The 14551-nt window shown below is 71.0% G+C and carries 8 protein-coding genes; 1 reads left to right on the top strand and 7 read right to left on the bottom strand.

Features of this window, described 5'->3' with window-relative positions:
* Window positions 1-16: 16 nt before the first annotated feature.
* The 7 genes from pulA to ACIGO8_RS23820 form a co-directional block, all read right to left on the bottom strand.
* Window positions 17-5308: a pullulanase-type alpha-1,6-glucosidase gene (gene pulA, locus ACIGO8_RS23850; protein ID WP_399734092.1), complete on the bottom strand. Its 5292-nt coding sequence runs from the start codon at window positions 5306-5308 to the stop codon at window positions 17-19.
* A gap of 67 nt (window positions 5309-5375) precedes the next feature.
* A complete protein-coding gene (locus ACIGO8_RS23845; protein ID WP_399734090.1) occupies window positions 5376-7076 on the bottom strand; it encodes a carbohydrate-binding module family 20 domain-containing protein in 1701 nt (566 codons plus the stop codon).
* Between the two features lie 159 nt (window positions 7077-7235).
* Entirely contained in the window at window positions 7236-8303 is a 1068-nt protein-coding gene (locus tag ACIGO8_RS23840; RefSeq protein ID WP_399734087.1) for a LacI family DNA-binding transcriptional regulator, read from the bottom strand.
* On the bottom strand, window positions 8291-9961 hold the full coding sequence (locus ACIGO8_RS23835) for a glycoside hydrolase family 13 protein (protein WP_399734084.1): 1671 nt from the start codon (window positions 9959-9961) through the stop codon (window positions 8291-8293). The genes ACIGO8_RS23840 and ACIGO8_RS23835 overlap by 13 nt, the downstream gene beginning before the upstream one ends.
* Window positions 9962-10004: 43 nt before the next feature.
* On the bottom strand, window positions 10005-10889 hold the full coding sequence (locus ACIGO8_RS23830) for a sugar ABC transporter permease (protein WP_399734082.1): 885 nt from the start codon (window positions 10887-10889) through the stop codon (window positions 10005-10007).
* Window positions 10886-11899, bottom strand: coding sequence for a carbohydrate ABC transporter permease (locus tag ACIGO8_RS23825; protein WP_399734079.1), 1014 nt, complete (start codon window positions 11897-11899; stop codon window positions 10886-10888). Before ACIGO8_RS23825 ends, ACIGO8_RS23830 begins: the two co-directional genes overlap by 4 nt.
* Before the next feature lie 19 nt (window positions 11900-11918).
* Window positions 11919-13199 (bottom strand): extracellular solute-binding protein, encoded by a 1281-nt coding sequence (locus ACIGO8_RS23820; protein WP_399734076.1) that lies wholly within the window; start codon window positions 13197-13199, stop codon window positions 11919-11921.
* 306 nt (window positions 13200-13505) lie between these two features.
* Between ACIGO8_RS23820 and ACIGO8_RS23815 the strand changes: the two genes are divergently transcribed.
* Window positions 13506-14528, top strand: a complete 1023-nt coding sequence (locus tag ACIGO8_RS23815) for a LacI family DNA-binding transcriptional regulator (RefSeq protein ID WP_399734073.1) — start codon at window positions 13506-13508, stop codon at window positions 14526-14528.
* The last annotated feature ends 23 nt before the right edge of the window (window positions 14529-14551 follow it).

The raw sequence follows: 14551 nt of genomic DNA, 5'->3' as shown, positions 1-14551 counted from the left end.
GCGTCCGGCGGGAGCGTCAGCGGGCCGTGAAGACGGCCACCGTGCGGGCCGGGACCGTGAAGGTGCCGGAGCCGGGCTCGTAGGCGGCGGTCCGCACCACCGGGTCGGAGCCGGACGCCTGGGCCGGGTGGAGGCGGTAGGCCTGGCCGGCCAGGGCGCCCACCGTCTGCCGCTGGGCCTGCGGGCTCGCGTTGAAGACGACGACCAGGTCGCCGAGGCGCATGGTGATCACGCCGGGCGTCTCGTCGCGGCCGGACAGCGGGAAGGACAGGGCGTCCTGGACGCGGGCGGCCGTGTCGAGCGAGAAGGCCGGCTCGGTGCCGCGGATCCTCAGCAGGTCCCGGTAGGCGGCGGAGGCGCCGTCGATCTCGGCGCAGCCCGGCGTCAGGCCGGCGCCGGTCAGGAGCGGCTTGCCGTACGCCCACTTGGCCTTGTTGTCGGCGGCCGGCGGCAGTCCGCGGCCGAAGCCGTTGCCGTCGCGGCAGTCCCAGTGGATCGCGTTGAACCAGTCGCCGCTGTCGTACGAGTTGCGGTCGAGGGACTTCGAGCGGAGCAGGTCGCTGCCGGCCTGGGACAGCGCCGGGCCCTGCGAGAGGGTGGCCGTGGCCATGGCGAGGACCTGCATGCGGGCCCGGTCGGCGGCCGGGGTGCCGGCCGGGAGCTTGAAGGCGAGGGCGTCGTACAGGGCCTCGTTGTCGTGGGCGTCGGCGTAGGCGAGGGCGTCGCCGGGAGCGGCGGCGTAGCCGGCCGGGGCGCCGTTGTAGTCGACCTCGGAGCCCTTGACCGTGCGCCCGGAGGTGTCGGTGAAGGTGTACGAGGCGAGGTTGCCGGTGAGGCCGACCTTGATCAGGTCCTGGTAGTGCAGGAGCCGTGCCTTCTGCTGCTCCGGGGTGCCGTTGGCGGCCGAGGTGTTGGGGTCGGTGAACAGGCCGGAGGCGAAGCCCTGGATCCCGGGGTCCTCGTCGAAGGGGCCGCCGCCGCGGACGGCGTCGCGGGCCCGGTCGGAGAAGGTGGCGATGCCGGTGCCGGCCATGTTCTTCTGGGTGGCCTGGACGAAGCGGGCGTCGTCGGCGATCTCGCCGAAGTTCCAGCCCTCGCCGTAGAGGACGATCGCCTTGCCGTCGACGCCGTCCTTCTCGACGGTCAGGGCGTCGAGCGCCGTGCGGACGGCGAGGATGTTCTCCTTGGGGTGGTGGCCCATGAGGTCGAAGCGGAAGCCGTCGACCTTGTACTGCTTGGCCCAGGTGACGACCGAGTCGACGACGAGCTTGCCCATCATGGCGTTCTCGGGCGCGGTGTTGGCGCAGCAGGTGGAGGTGGCGACGCTGCCGTCGGCCTGGAGGCGCTGGTAGTAGCCGGGCACGATCCGGTCGAGGACGGACTTGTCGGACTGTCCGGCGGCGACGGTGTGGTTGTAGACGACGTCCATGACGGTGCGCAGTCCGTCGCCGTTGAGGGCCTGGACCATCCGCCGGAACTCGACCGTGCGGCGGGTGCCTTCGGGGTCGGTGGCGTAGGAGCCTTCCGGGACGGTGTAGTGCAGCGGGTCGTAGCCCCAGTTGTAGGCGTCCTTGGCCGCGGCGGCGGTGACGCAGGCCTGCTGCTCCTCGGAGTCGGGTGCGTAGACCTTGAGGTCGCAGGCGGGTGCGGTCTGCTCGGACTTCTTCTCGGGGATGGTGCCGATGTCGAAGGCGGGCAGGAGGTGGACGTAGGAGGTGCCGGCGGCGGCGAGTGCGCGCAGGTGGCGTGAGCCCGCGCTGCCGGTGTCGGTGAAGGCGAGGTAGGTGCCCCGGTGGCCGGCCGGCGCGGTGGTGTCCGCGACGGAGAAGTCCCGGATGTGCAGTTCCTGGATCTGGGCGTCGCGCAGCGGCACGGCGGCGGGCTTCCTCAGGGTCTTCCAGCCGGCCGGTGCGAGGCGCGGGTCGGCGAGGTCGACGACGAGGCTGCGGGCGGAGTCGGTGGTGAGGGCGGTGGAGTACGGGTCGGTGACCCGGTTCTCGACGACCTTCTGGACGCCGGGTGCCCAGACCTTCACGACGTACCGGTACGGCTTGCCGGTCCAGGTCCTCGGTCCGGTGACGGACCAGACGCCGCTGGCCTCGTCGCGCCGCATGGGCACGGCCTTGCCGTCGAGTTCGAGGGCGACGGACTGGGCGGTCGGCGCCCACACGGACAGGGTGGGTCGGCCGGCGCGGAAGACGGGGCCGAGGGCGGCGCCGGTGGCCTGCCGGGCGTACAGGTCGTCGAGGACGCCGGCGGTCTGGACGCCGGTGGCGGCGAGCAGGGCGCCGTTGGCGGCGCGCTGGGTGGCGATCAGCTGGCCGCGCAGCGAGGCGCGGACGCGGCCGGCGTCGCGCGGGTCGACGGTGAAGGCCGGGTAGTCCTTCAGGTGCGGGAACTTCCGCTTCTGGGCGTCGGTCAGGGCGGTGGGAGCGAGCCGCAGCCAGCGGCCCTCGTCGCTGAGGGCTCCGTCGGTGACGGTGATGCCGCCGTTCTCGGCGTAGACCAGCTGCTGGCTGGTGGAGCCGGTGGCCTTCACCTTCCAGACGACGGTGTTCCGGTCGATCCACTGGGCCTCGGCCTTGGTGAGGTCGAGGCCGGGCGTGCCGCCGGTCTGCGGGAGCAGGTACTGCTGCTGTCCGCCGAGCAGCCACACCTCGTGGCCGTAGGTGCCGAGGTCGAGGGACTGGTCGGTGGGCAGGTCCTTCTGGTCGCCCTTGTGGACGATGTACGACAGGGAGGTCGCGCCCTCGGTGAGCGGCACCTCGTAGACGGCGCCGTAGGCGTCGAAGCGGGCCGGCATCAGCGGCGTGGACCAGTCGGTGGGCCGGGCGGCGCCGGTCCACAGGTGCAGGCCCCAGCCGTCGTAGTTCCCGTCGGCGCGCTGGTAGTGCAGGACGGCCTTGGTCCTGTCCTGCGGGGCCGGGGCCGGGTCGGTGTCGGACTGGCCTTCGGCGCCCTGCGTGATCCAGACCTCGCCGGTGCGGGCGAGGGCGATGCTGCGCTGCGGGCCGTCGGCGGCGCCGTCCTTCTCGACGGTGTACGGGAGGGTCGAGGCGCCTTCGGGGACGCGCACCCAGGCGAAGGCGCCGTGGGCGTCGCGGCCGGTGAAGGGTGCCTCCTGGCCGGCGGCCTTCAGTGTCCAGCCGTCGTAGTTCCCGTCGGGGCGCCGGTAGTGCACGACGGCGTGGGTGCGTTCGACGGCGACGGGCTTCTCGGGCGCGGGGGCCTGGCCGGCGGTGCCGGCGGCGAGGGCGCTCGCGGTGCGTCCGGCGGCGTCGACGACGACGGCCTTGTAGCGCAGGGCGGTGCCGGCGGGTGCGGTCACCTGCTGGGTGATCTTGTACGGGGCGTGGTCGGCGGTGCCGAGGGTCTGCCAGGGGCCGTCGCCGGTCTGGGCGGCGAAGACGACCCGGCCCCGGCCGTCGCCGCTGACGTCGGCGCTGATCTCGACGGTGCCGGTGGCGCCGGCGGCCGGCGCCTTCAGGGTGATGCCGGGCGCGGTGGCCGGGGCGGGAAGGGCCGTGTCGGCCTTCAGGACCAGCGAGGACAGGGCCGGGACGGTGACGGTGACGGCCCCGTCCCGGGCGGTGACGGCGCCCTGCCCTCCGTAGAGGACGTGGAAGGCCGTCGAGTCGACGGGCACGGTCACGGTCCGCGCGGTGGTGGCGCTGTTGGTGGCGACGAGGTACTCGGTGTCCGCCTCCGGGTCCGTACGGGAGAAGGCGTAGACGGAGCCCTGGGCGTAGCGTTCCCGCTGGACGCCGTCGCGCAGGGCCGGGTGTTCGCGGGTGAGCTTCGACAGCCGGGCGATCGCCCGGTAGAGCGGGTGGCCGGTGTCGTAGGCGTCGGAGGCGTGGGTGCGGTCGGTGCCGAGCTGGTCGTCGTCGAGGTAGTCGGCGGCCTTGGAGGCGAAGAGGGTCTGGCGGGCGTCCTTGTCGCCGCCGGCGCCGGTGAAGCCCTGCTCGTCGCCGTAGTAGACCACCGGGTTGCCGCGGGTGAGGAACATCAGCTCGTTGGCGAGCCGGGCGCGCTGGAGGAGTTCGGGGTCGCCGGCGTCCGGGTGGTCCTGCTTGAGGAAGGTCCCGATGCGGCCCATGTCGTGGTTGCCGAGGAAGGTGACCTGCTCGTAGGCGTTGGCGTGGGCGGCAGCGTACTTGTAGTCGTCGGCGAAGACCTTGGCGAGCTTGTCGGCGCCGGCGCCCTGGGAGGCGTAGGCGCGGGCGGCGTCCTGGAAGGGGAAGTCGAGGGTGGCGTCGAGCCGGCCGCGGGTGACGTAGGGCGCGGTGACGGAGGTGTCGGCGGAGTAGACCTCGCCGAACATGAAGAAGTCCTTCCGGCCCTGCTTCCTGGCGTAGGCGTCGAGGGCGGTGGCCCACTGGGTCCAGAAGTCCATGTTCACGTGCTTGACGGTGTCGATGCGGAAACCGTCGATCTTGAAGTCGTGGACCCACTTCTCGTAGATCTTCTTCATGCCCTCGACGACCTCGGGGCGCTCGGTCCACAGGTCGTCGAGGCCGACGAAGTCGCCGTACTCGGCGGACTCGCCGACCCAGGTGGAGTCGCCCCGGTTGTGGTACATCGTGGGGTCGTTGAGCCAGGCCGGGACCTTGGTGCCGGTCTTCTCGACCGGTGTGTACGGGAAGGAGCCGGCGTTCACCTCGGGCACGGCGGCGCGGTCGTCGAAGGGCCGGCCGGTGGCGTCGAGGTACGGGTAGGCGCCCTTGGGCCGGTAGCCGTAGGTCTTCTCGGCGTAGTCGACGGTGTCGGCGGTGTGGTTGGTGATGACGTCGAAGAAGACCTTCATGCCCTTGGCGTGGGCGGCGTCGATCAGCCGCCGCAGGTCCTCGTTGGTGCCGAAGTGCGGGTCGACCTGGGTGAAGTCGGTGATCCAGTAGCCGTGGTAGCCGGCGCTGGCGTCCTTGCCGGTGCCCTGCACGGGCCGGTTCTTGAAGATCGGGGCCATCCAGATGGCGGTGGTGCCGAGGCCCTTGACGTAGTCGAGCCGTTCGGTGAGGCCCTTGAGGTCGCCGCCCTGGTAGAAGCCCTTGTCGGTGGGGTCGAAGCCGGTCTCGGAGCGGGAGCCGGTGAGGCCGCCGCGGTCGTTTCCGGTGTCGCCGTTGGCGAAGCGGTCGGGCAGCACGAAGTAGAACTGCTCGCGGGTCAGGTCGTGGCGGGCGGGTGTCGCGGCCAGCGCCCGGTCGGAGGGCGGCGCGGGCGGCCGCGGGGCGGCGGTCGCGGGGAGGGCGGGCACGAGGGCGGCGCACAGGGCGGCGGCGAGCGCGGCCGCCGTTCTCTTGCGTGTCACGGGGTGCTCCCAGAGGTACGGGAAGAGAGGGCCGCCCCGGCGGGGCGGCCCTTGGCGGTGAGGATCGTCAGGTGCGGAAGGTGTCGTTCAGGGTGATCTGGCCGGAGGCGGGGACAGTCGCGGTGCGGTTGGCGCCGGACTCCCAGGTGACGTTGCCGGCCGCGTCCTTGCGGACGTACTTGTACTCGAAGGCCGTGCCGGCGGGCAGCGTCACGGCGAGCTTCCAGACCGGGTACGTCGCCGGGTCGAGCTTCGGCGCGGCGGCCGGGGACCAGTTGCCGAGCTCGGGGCGGTTGCCCGTCACGTAGATGTTCTGGCCGGGCGTCGTGGTGGCGTTGACGCTGAAGGTGGCGCCGGCGGTGACCGGCTGGGTGCCGCAGTTCCTGGCGCCCGCGTGCAGGGCGAGGGCGGTGTCGGCGCCGAGCGTGGCGGTGAACCGGCCGGCGGCGTCGACCGTGACCGGGGTGTTGCTCTGCACGTCGCAGTAGGTGCCGGCGGGCAGCGAGGTCTGGAAGGTGCGGGTCAGGGCGGAGGTCTCGTGGTTGATCGCCACGTAGGCCTTGGAGCCGCGGCCGAACGCGATCGCGTTGTTGCCGTTGTCCCACCAGTCGGTGACGGCCTGGCCGCGGGCGGTGTTGCGGAAGGCCACCATGGAGGAGATCTCGCGCCAGGCGTGCTGGCACTTCCAGCCGTCGCGGTAGCAGGCGGTGACCTGGTGGCCGTTCGGGGCGCCGGCGTCCTTGTCGGTCCACTCGTAGCCGGAGTGGACGTCCGGGGAGCCGTAGGGCCAGGCGAGCATGAAGACGGAGGCCAGGGTGTACGGAGCACCCACCTTGTAGTTGAGGGTGTCGCCGCCGCGCTCGGTGTCGTGGTTGTCGACGAAGACGGCGGACTGCCCGCTCGGCATGTAGCCCCAGGCCTCGCCGAAGTTCTTGAGGTAGGCGAGCTTCTCGTTCTGCAGGACGCGCTTGAGGTCGCGGGCGTAGCGGAACTCCTGGACGTCGCCGTTGCCGAGGTACTCGCTCGGTGAGACGGCCTCGCCGGCGCCGTGGATGGCCTCCTGCTTCCAGTAGACGGAAGGATTCGTCAGCCGGGACTTGATGGTGGCGAGGTCGGCGGCCGGCATGTGCTTGGCGGCGTCGATCCGGAAGCCGTCGACGCCGAGCGACAGCAGGTCGTTGAGGTAGGCGGCTATCCGGCCGCGGACGTACTCCTCGCCGGTGTCCAGGTCGGCGAGCTGCACCAGCTCGCAGTTCTGGACGTTCGCCTTGTCCTGGTAGTTGGAAATGGTGGCGCGGCAGTCGTCCATGTCGGCGCCGGAGTAGACGCCCGGGTAGTTGTACTTGCTGTACGTGGACCCGCCGGTGCCGGTGTAGGTGGCGTTCGGGTCCGCGGGGCCGGCCATGTGGTTGACGACCGAGTCCGCGACGACCTTCACTCCTGCCGCGTGGCAGGTGTCGATCATGCTCTTGAAGGCGGCGCGGTCGCCGAGCGGGCCGGCGATCTTGTAGCTGACGGGCTGGTAGGCGGTCCACCACGGGGATCCCTGGATGCGCTCCTGGGGCGGTGAGACCTGGACGTAACCGTAACCGGCGGGGCCCAGCTGGTCGGTGCAGGCCTTGGCCACCGAGGCGAAGTTCCACTCGAACATCACCGCGGTGACGTCCTTCTCGCCGGGGGCCGAGGCCTGCGCGGTGGGGGATCCCGTGACGGCCACAGCGGCTCCCGCCACCAGGGCGAGTGCAGCGGCCACGGTCTTTCTTGCCATGCTTCCTCCTGTACGACGTCCCTGTCGCAAGAGCGGCTCTCTCGGCTCGGGAGAGCCTGTTCGCAAGAAGTTGCCGAAAAAGACAGCAACTGTTTTCAGCCGCGACCGTAGGGGCGTACAGGCGTGCGGTCAACCCTTCGCACAGGTCAAGGAAAGGGATTACGCAAGGAGTTGCGGCGGCTGCGCCGTGGAGCCGCGCACGACCAGCTCCGGCTGGAACACGAACTCCGTGCGCTGGACCGGGTTTCCCTCGATCTCCTCCAGGAGCGCGCCGACCGCCGCCGTCGCCATGGCCTGCACCGGCTGGCGCACGGTGGTCAGCGGCGGGTCGGTGAAGGCGATCAGCGGGGAGTCGTCGAAGCCGACCACGGACACGTCACGGGGCACGTCGAGGCCGCGGGCACGGGCCGCCCGGACGACGCCGAGGGCCATCAGGTCGGAGCCGCACACGATGCCCGTGCAGCCCTCGGCGAGCAGCAGGTCGGCGGCGGCGTGGCCGCCCTCCACGCCGAACAGGGTGGGCCGCACGAACCGTTCGGCCTCCTCCCGCTCGATGCCGAGCCGGGCGCGCAGTTCGGCGGCGAAGCCCTCCGCCTTGCGGCGCGAGGGAACGTAACGGGTCGGCCCGATGGCGAGCCCGATCCGCTCGTGGCCGAGGTCCACCAGGTGCCGTACGGCCATCCGGGCCGCCGCCCGGTCGTCGGGCGAGACGAAGTTGGCGTCGATGTGCTCGTTGAAGCCGTTGATGAGGACGAACGGCACGCCGCGCGCGGCCAGCCCGCCGTAGCGGGCCGGGTCGGCGGTGGCGTCCGCGTGCAGCCCGGAGAGGAAGACGATGCCGGACACGCCGCGCTCCACCAGCTGCTCGACCAGCTCGTCCTCGGTCGCGCCGCCGGGCATCTGGGTGCACAGCACCGGCGTGTAGCCGTGCCCGGCCAGGACCTGCTCGATGACCTGGGCGAAGGCCGGGAAGATGGGATTGGTCAGCTCGGGCACCACCAGGCCGACCAGGCCGGCGCTACGCCTCCTGAGCCGTACGGGACGTTCGTAGCCCAGCACGTCGAGCGCGGCGAGGACCTTGTGCCGGGTCGCGCCGGCCACGCCCGCCTTGCCGTTGAGGACCCGGCTGACGGTGGCCTCGCTCACCCCGGACTGGGCCGCGATGTCCGCGAGCCGCGGGGCACCGGCACCGGCGCCCCGCGGCAGGGGGATCGTCACACCGCCCACCAGACGGTGGTGTCGGCGGGCAGCTCCGCCACGCCCTCACCATGGGAGACGGGCTCGTTGGAGAGGAGGAACCGGCCGGGCAGCGGGACGGAGATGGCCCGGCCGGTGGTGTTGGCGGTGCAGACGAAGCCGTCGCGCCGGAAGGCCAGGACGCCGTCGGGCGCGTCCAGCCACTCGATCGCCTCGCCCGCGCCGAGCCCGGGCTGCGCGCGGCGCACGGCGAGCGCGCTGCGGTACAGCTCCAGGGTGGAGGTGGGGTCACCGGTCTGCGCCGCGACGCTGAGCGCGCCCCAGCCGGCCGGCTGCGGCAGCCAGGAGCCGCCGTCGCCGAAGCCGTACGAGCCGCCCTCGGTGGTCCACGGGATCGGCACCCGGCAGCCGTCGCGGAAGCCGTCCTGGCCGGAGGCCCGCCAGAAGGACGGGTCCTGGCGGACCTCGTCGGGCAGGTCGGTGACGTCGGGCAGGCCGAGCTCCTCGCCCTGGTAGACGTAGGCGGAGCCGGGCAGCGCCAGCATCAGCAGGGTCGCGGCGCGGGCCCGGCGCAGGCCGAGCGCGCGGTCGCCGGCCGTGCGCAGCTGGGTGCCGAGGCCGGCGGGGTTGGCGAACCGGGTGGCGTGCCGGGTGACGTCGTGGTTGGACAGCACCCAGGTGGTGGGCGCGCCGACCGGGCGCATCGCGGCGAGCGAGGCGTCGATGACCCGGCGCAGCTCCGCCGCGTCCCAGTGGGTGCCCAGGTACTGGAAGTTGAAGGCCTGGTGCATCTCGTCGGGGCGCACGTAGAGCGCGGTGCGCTCGACGGTCGGGGTCCAGGCCTCGGCGACGAGGACGCGCTCGCCGTCGTACTCGGCGAGGATCCGCCGCCAGGAGCGGTAGATGTCGTGGACGCCGTCCTGGTCGAAGAACGGCATGACGTCGTTGCCGAGCAGCTTCAGCTGGTCGTGGGCGCCGATGTCGGGCAGGCCGGCGGCCTTGACGAGGCCGTGGGCGACGTCGACGCGGAAGCCGTCGACGCCCATGTCGAGCCAGAAGCGCAGGATCGAGCGGAACTCGTCGCGGACGGCCGGGTGGTCCCAGTTGAAGTCGGGCTGCTCGGGCGCGAAGAGGTGCAGGTACCACTCGCCGGGCGTGCCGTCCGGGTTCTCGGTACGGGTCCAGGCGGGGCCGCCGAAGATGGACTCCCAGTCGTTGGGCGGGAGTTCGCCGGCCGCGCCCTTGCCGGGGCGGAAGTGGTAGCGCTCGCGCAGCGGCGAGCCGGGGCCCTCGCGCAGGGCGCGCTGGAACCACTCGTGCTGGTCGGAGGAGTGGTTGGGGACGAGGTCGACGATGATCCGCAGGCCCAGTTCGTGGGCGTCGCGGATGACGGCGTCGGCGTCGTGGAGGGTGCCGAACATGGGGTCGATGGCCCGGTAGTCGGCGACGTCGTAGCCGGCGTCGGCCTGCGGCGAGGCGTAGAAGGGAGAGAGCCACACGGCGTCGACGCCGAGCTCCTTCAGATACGGCAGCCGGCTGCGGATGCCCTGGAGGTCGCCCATGCCGTCGCCGTTGCCGTCGGCGAAGCTGCGCGGATAGACCTGGTAGATCACCGCGTCTCTCCACCAGCCCGACTGCGTGCCGGTGGCGGGTGCGGCGTCGGCGGGGGCGGCGAGGTGCTGGGTCATGTCTTCCTTGCTTCGTAAGGAGCGTGCGGACACGGGTACGGGCTCAGCCCTTGACGGCACCGGCGGACATGCCGGTCACCAGGTGGCGCTGGGCGAGGAGGAACACCAGGGCGGCCGGGACGGCGATGAGCACGGAGGCCGCGGTCATCGGGCCCCACTGGGCGCCGTACTGGTTGACGAACTTCTGCAGTCCGCCGGCGAGCGTCATGTTCTCGTCGCCGACCATGAAGGCGGAGGCGTACGCCACCTCGCTCCAGGCGGTGATGAAGGAGTAGAAGGCGGTCACGGCGATGCCCGGCTTGGCGAGCGGCAGGATCAGCCGCCAGAAGGTGCCGAACGGGGTGAGGCCGTCGACCTGGCCCGACTCGTCGATCTCGCGCGGGATGGTGTCGAAGAAGCCCTTCATCATCCAGGCGCAGAACGGGACGGCGATCGTCAGATAGGTGATGACGAGGCCGGCCGGGCTGTTGAGCAGGCCCATCGACGCCATGATGTTGTAGATCGGCACGATGAGGACGGCGACCGGGAACATCTGGGTGATGAGCAGCGTCCACATCAGCCCGCGCTTGCCGGGGAAGCGGAAGCGGCTGACGGCGTAGCCGGTGGTGGAGGAGACGAAGACGCCGAGCACGGTGGTGAGGGCGGCGACGAGCAGCGAGTTGCCGAACCAGGTGAGGAACGGGGTGTCGTTCAGCAGGTTCGTGTAGTTCTCGAGCGTCGGCTCCTTGACGAAGTCCGTGGTGGTCGCGAACTTCGCCGGCTTGAGCGAGGTCAGCAGCACCCACAGCACCGGGAAGACCGCGATGACGGCGGCGACGACCAGGGTGGCGTGCAGCGCGAGGGACGCGAGCGGCGAGCGGCGGCCGCGGCGGGGAGCGTTGACGGGGGCCTTGACGGAGGCCCGGGCGGGGGCGGTGGCGGTGGTCACCAGACTTCTCCCTGCTTGCGGAGGACGCGCCGGTAGACCGCGGCGAAGACCATCAGGAGGATCAGGATCAGCACGCCCCAGGTGGAGGACTGCGCGTAGTCGCGGGGGCTGATCTCGAAGGAGAACTTGTACGCCTGGGTCACCAGGATCTGGGTGGCCTCGCCGGGTCCGCCGCGGGTGAGCAGGAAGATCACCGGGAACATGTTGAAGGTCCAGATGGTGCTCAGCAGGATCACCGTGGTGCTGACGGACCGCAGCCCGGGCAGGGTGATGTGCCGGAAGCGCTGCAGGGCGCCGGCGCCGTCCATCTCGGCGGCCTCGTACAGCTCGCCGGGGATGGACTGCAGCCCGCCGAGCAGGGCGACCATCATGAACGGGACGCCGAGCCAGACGTTGACGGCGATGACCGAGAACTTCGCCCAGGTCGGGTCGTTGAGCCACGGCACGGCGTCGATGCCGCCGCCCGCCAGCAGCTGGTTGAGGATGCCTCGGCGCTCGTCGTAGAGGAAGCGCCAGGCGAAGACGGAGACGAAGCCGGGTACGGCCCAGGGCAGGATCAGCAGCATCCGGTAGACGGAGCGGCCGGCGATCCGGCGGTTGAGCATGTTGGCGAGACCGAGGCCGAGGGCGAAGGTCACCGAGACGCAGGACACCGTCCACACCAGCGTCCAGCCCAGCGTGCCGAGGAACTGGCCACCGGTGAGCGCGTCGGCGTAGTTGTCCAGGCCCGTGAACTCGTACGTCGCCGGGATGTGGTTGACGCCGATGGAGCGTTCGACGTTGCGTTCGTCGGCGTCGGTGAGCGACAGCCAGATGCCGCGGACCAGCGGATATCCGATGATCACGCCGATCACGAGCACCACCGGGGCGACCATCGCCCAGGCGTACCAGTGGGTCGAGAGGGACCGCTTCACCGCTCCCTGCCGCTTGCCGGAGCCGCGGCTCCGGCCGCGGGCGACGTCGTCGCCCGCGGCCTTCGCCACCGACCGGCCGGTGGTGTCCACAGCCATCAGTCGGCCAGCCTTCCTTTTACTTCCAGTCCTTCAGGAGCTTGCGGTAGGAGTCGCCCGCCGTCTTCGCTCCCTGCTCGGGGCTGGTCTGGTTGGTGAGGACCTTGGTGTACTCGGTGACCAGCGGCGCGAAGAGGCTGCCGGTCTCCGGGATCCAGGGGCGCTCGACGGCCTTGTCGACGACCGGCTTGAAGAAGGTGATCATCGGGTTCATGGCGACGTCGGTCTTGCCGTACGCGGAGGTACGGGTCGGGAGCAGGCTGAGCTCCTTGGCGACCTTGGCCTGGACCTCGGCGGAGCTCATGTACTCGACGAAGGCGTAGGAGGCGTCCAGGTTCTTGGAGCCCGCGTAGACGGCGAGGTTGTGACCGCCCTGCGGGGCGCCCTGGCCGGCCGAGCCGGCCGGGACCGGGGCGATGCCCAGGTTGGCCTTGTCGGCGAACTCCTTGCCGGTGTAGGTGTCGGCGACGGCCCACGGGCCGTTGATCATCATGGCGACCTTGCCGTCCTTGAAGGCGGCCTGCATGTTGTCCCAGCCGTTGGTCGCGTCCGTGATCGCGGCCTTGGAGTCCACCAGGTCCTTGACGGTCTTGAAGGCCTTGACGCCGGCGGCGTTGTCGACCGTGACGGTCTTGGTGTCGGCGTTGACCAGGTCGCCGCCCTCGCCGTAGAGGAAGGAGAGGAACCAGTAGGCGTCGTCGCCGCGCAGGTAGAGGCCGGTCTTGCCGGTCTTCTGCTTGATCTTGGCGGAGACGGACTTGAGCTCGTCGACGGTCTTGGGGACCTCGACGCCGGCGTCCTTGAAGATCTTCTTGTTGTAGAAGATGCCCATGGAGTCGATGACCTGCGGCACGGCGTAGGTCTTGCCGTTGTACTTGGTCGACGCGGCGGCCTGCTTCAGGAAGTCGTCCTGGTCCTTCAGGGCGGTGGTGCCGTCCAGCGGGGCCAGGTAGCCGAGGTTCGCGAAGTCCGGGGTCCAGGCGACCTCGGAGCGGATGACGTCGGGTGCGCCGGAACCGGACTGCGCGGCGTTCTTGAACTTGTTCTGGGCCTCACCGAAGGGCACGTTGACGTACTTGACCGTGACCTTGGGGTGCTGCTTGGTGAAGTCCTCGGCGATCTTCTTGAAGACCTTGTCCTCGGAGCCGACCGTGGACGTGTCCCACCAGGTCACGGTGCCCGAGAGCTCGCCCGAGCTCTTCGCGCCGCCACCGGTGGAACCGCCGTTGTCGCCTCCGCACGCCGCCAGGGTCACGCCCAGGGCGGCGACCAGCGCGGTGGCCGCTATGCCACGCCGCATGTGAACTCCTATCGATGGTCCCGGATCGGACGAGGGTCTCGAACAACTTCCTCATGCGACCGCTCCCTCGCGGCGCGCCGGGCTGGCAGGAACGTAACAGGGATGAAAACGAGCCGAAAGACCTTGCGGGAAATTTCTGCAAGACCCGGGGATCGTTACATCCATGTGTCCCTAAGGTTGCCGACGAGCCGCTTGACAGCTCCAGGCTGGTGTCATGTCTTGCAAGAACTTGCGCAAGTCGGCCGATGCGGTCCGGAAAGCGCACGTGGTGGGCAATACGCCGCCCGACCGGTACAGTCCACTGCCATGACCGCGCGGCTCGCCGACATCGCAGCCCAGGCGGGGGTCAGTGAAGCCACAGTCAGCCGCGTGCTCAACGGCAAGCCCGGTGTGGCCGCGGCCACCCGTGAATCCGTGCTCGCCGCACTCGACGTGCTCGGCTACGAGCGCCCGGTCCGGCTGCGCCGGCGCAGCGCGGGCCTCGTCGGGCTCATAACCCCCGAACTGGACAACCCGATCTTCCCCGCGCTCGCGCAGGTCATCGGGCAGGCCCTGACCCGGCAGGGATACACGCCGGTGCTCGCCACCCAGACGCCGGGCGGCTCCACCGAGGACGAGCTCACCGACATGCTCGTCGAGCGCGGCGTCTCCGGCATCATCTTCGTCTCCGGGCTGCACGCCGACACCACGGCCGACACCACCCGCTACGACCAGCTGCGCGGCAAGGGCGTCCCGTACGTCCTCATCAACGGCTTCTCGCCGCACGTCCAGGCGCCCTTCGTCTCTCCCGACGACCGGGCCGCGATGGTCCTGGCGGTGACGCACCTGGCGGCCCTCGGCCACACCCGGATCGGGCTCGCCGTCGGCCCCAAGCGGTTCGTGCCGGTGCTGCGCAAGATCGAGGGTTTCCGCAAGGGCATGCAGGAGCGGCTCGGGCTCTCCCCGGAGGAGGCCGAGGAGCTGATCCAGCACTCGCTCTACACGCTGGAGGGCGGCCAGGCCGCGGCCGCCGCGCTCATCGCCAAGGGCTGCACGGCGATCGTGTGCGCGAGCGACATGATGGCGCTGGGCGCGATCCGGGCGGCCCGGCAGCAGGGCCTGCAGGTGCCGAAGGACGTGTCGGTGGTCGGTTTCGACGACTCGGCGCTCATAGCCTTCACCGACCCGCCGCTGACCACCATCCGGCAGCCCGTGCAGGCCATGGGCCAGGCCGCGGTCCGGGCGCTCCTGGAGGAGGTCGGCGGCACGCCGGCCCCGCACAGCGAGTTCGTCTTCATGCCCGAGCTGGTCGTCCGCGGTTCCACGGCCTCGGCCCCGCCGCGCCCCTGAAACCCGGCCCGTACCCAAGACGC

It is taken from the genome of Streptomyces sp. NPDC053493 (assembly GCF_044544825.1).
Classification (GTDB): domain Bacteria; phylum Actinomycetota; class Actinomycetes; order Streptomycetales; family Streptomycetaceae; genus Streptomyces.
This window is presented reverse-complemented; position numbering and strand designations above follow the sequence as displayed.

Bases quoted from the DNA above. Each gene is read 5' to 3' on its own strand.
- ACIGO8_RS23845 (WP_399734090.1), bottom strand. From the start codon at position 7,076: ATGGCAAGAAAGACCGTGGCCGCTGCACTCGCCCTGGTGGCGGGAGCC.
- ACIGO8_RS23820 (WP_399734076.1), bottom strand. From the start codon at position 13,199: ATGCGGCGTGGCATAGCGGCCACCGCGCTGGTCGCCGCCCTGGGCGTG.
- ACIGO8_RS23815 (WP_399734073.1), top strand. From the start codon at position 13,506: ATGACCGCGCGGCTCGCCGACATCGCAGCCCAGGCGGGGGTCAGTGAA.
- ACIGO8_RS23835 (WP_399734084.1), bottom strand. From the start codon at position 9,961: ATGACCCAGCACCTCGCCGCCCCCGCCGACGCCGCACCCGCCACCGGC.
- ACIGO8_RS23825 (WP_399734079.1), bottom strand. From the start codon at position 11,899: ATGGCTGTGGACACCACCGGCCGGTCGGTGGCGAAGGCCGCGGGCGAC.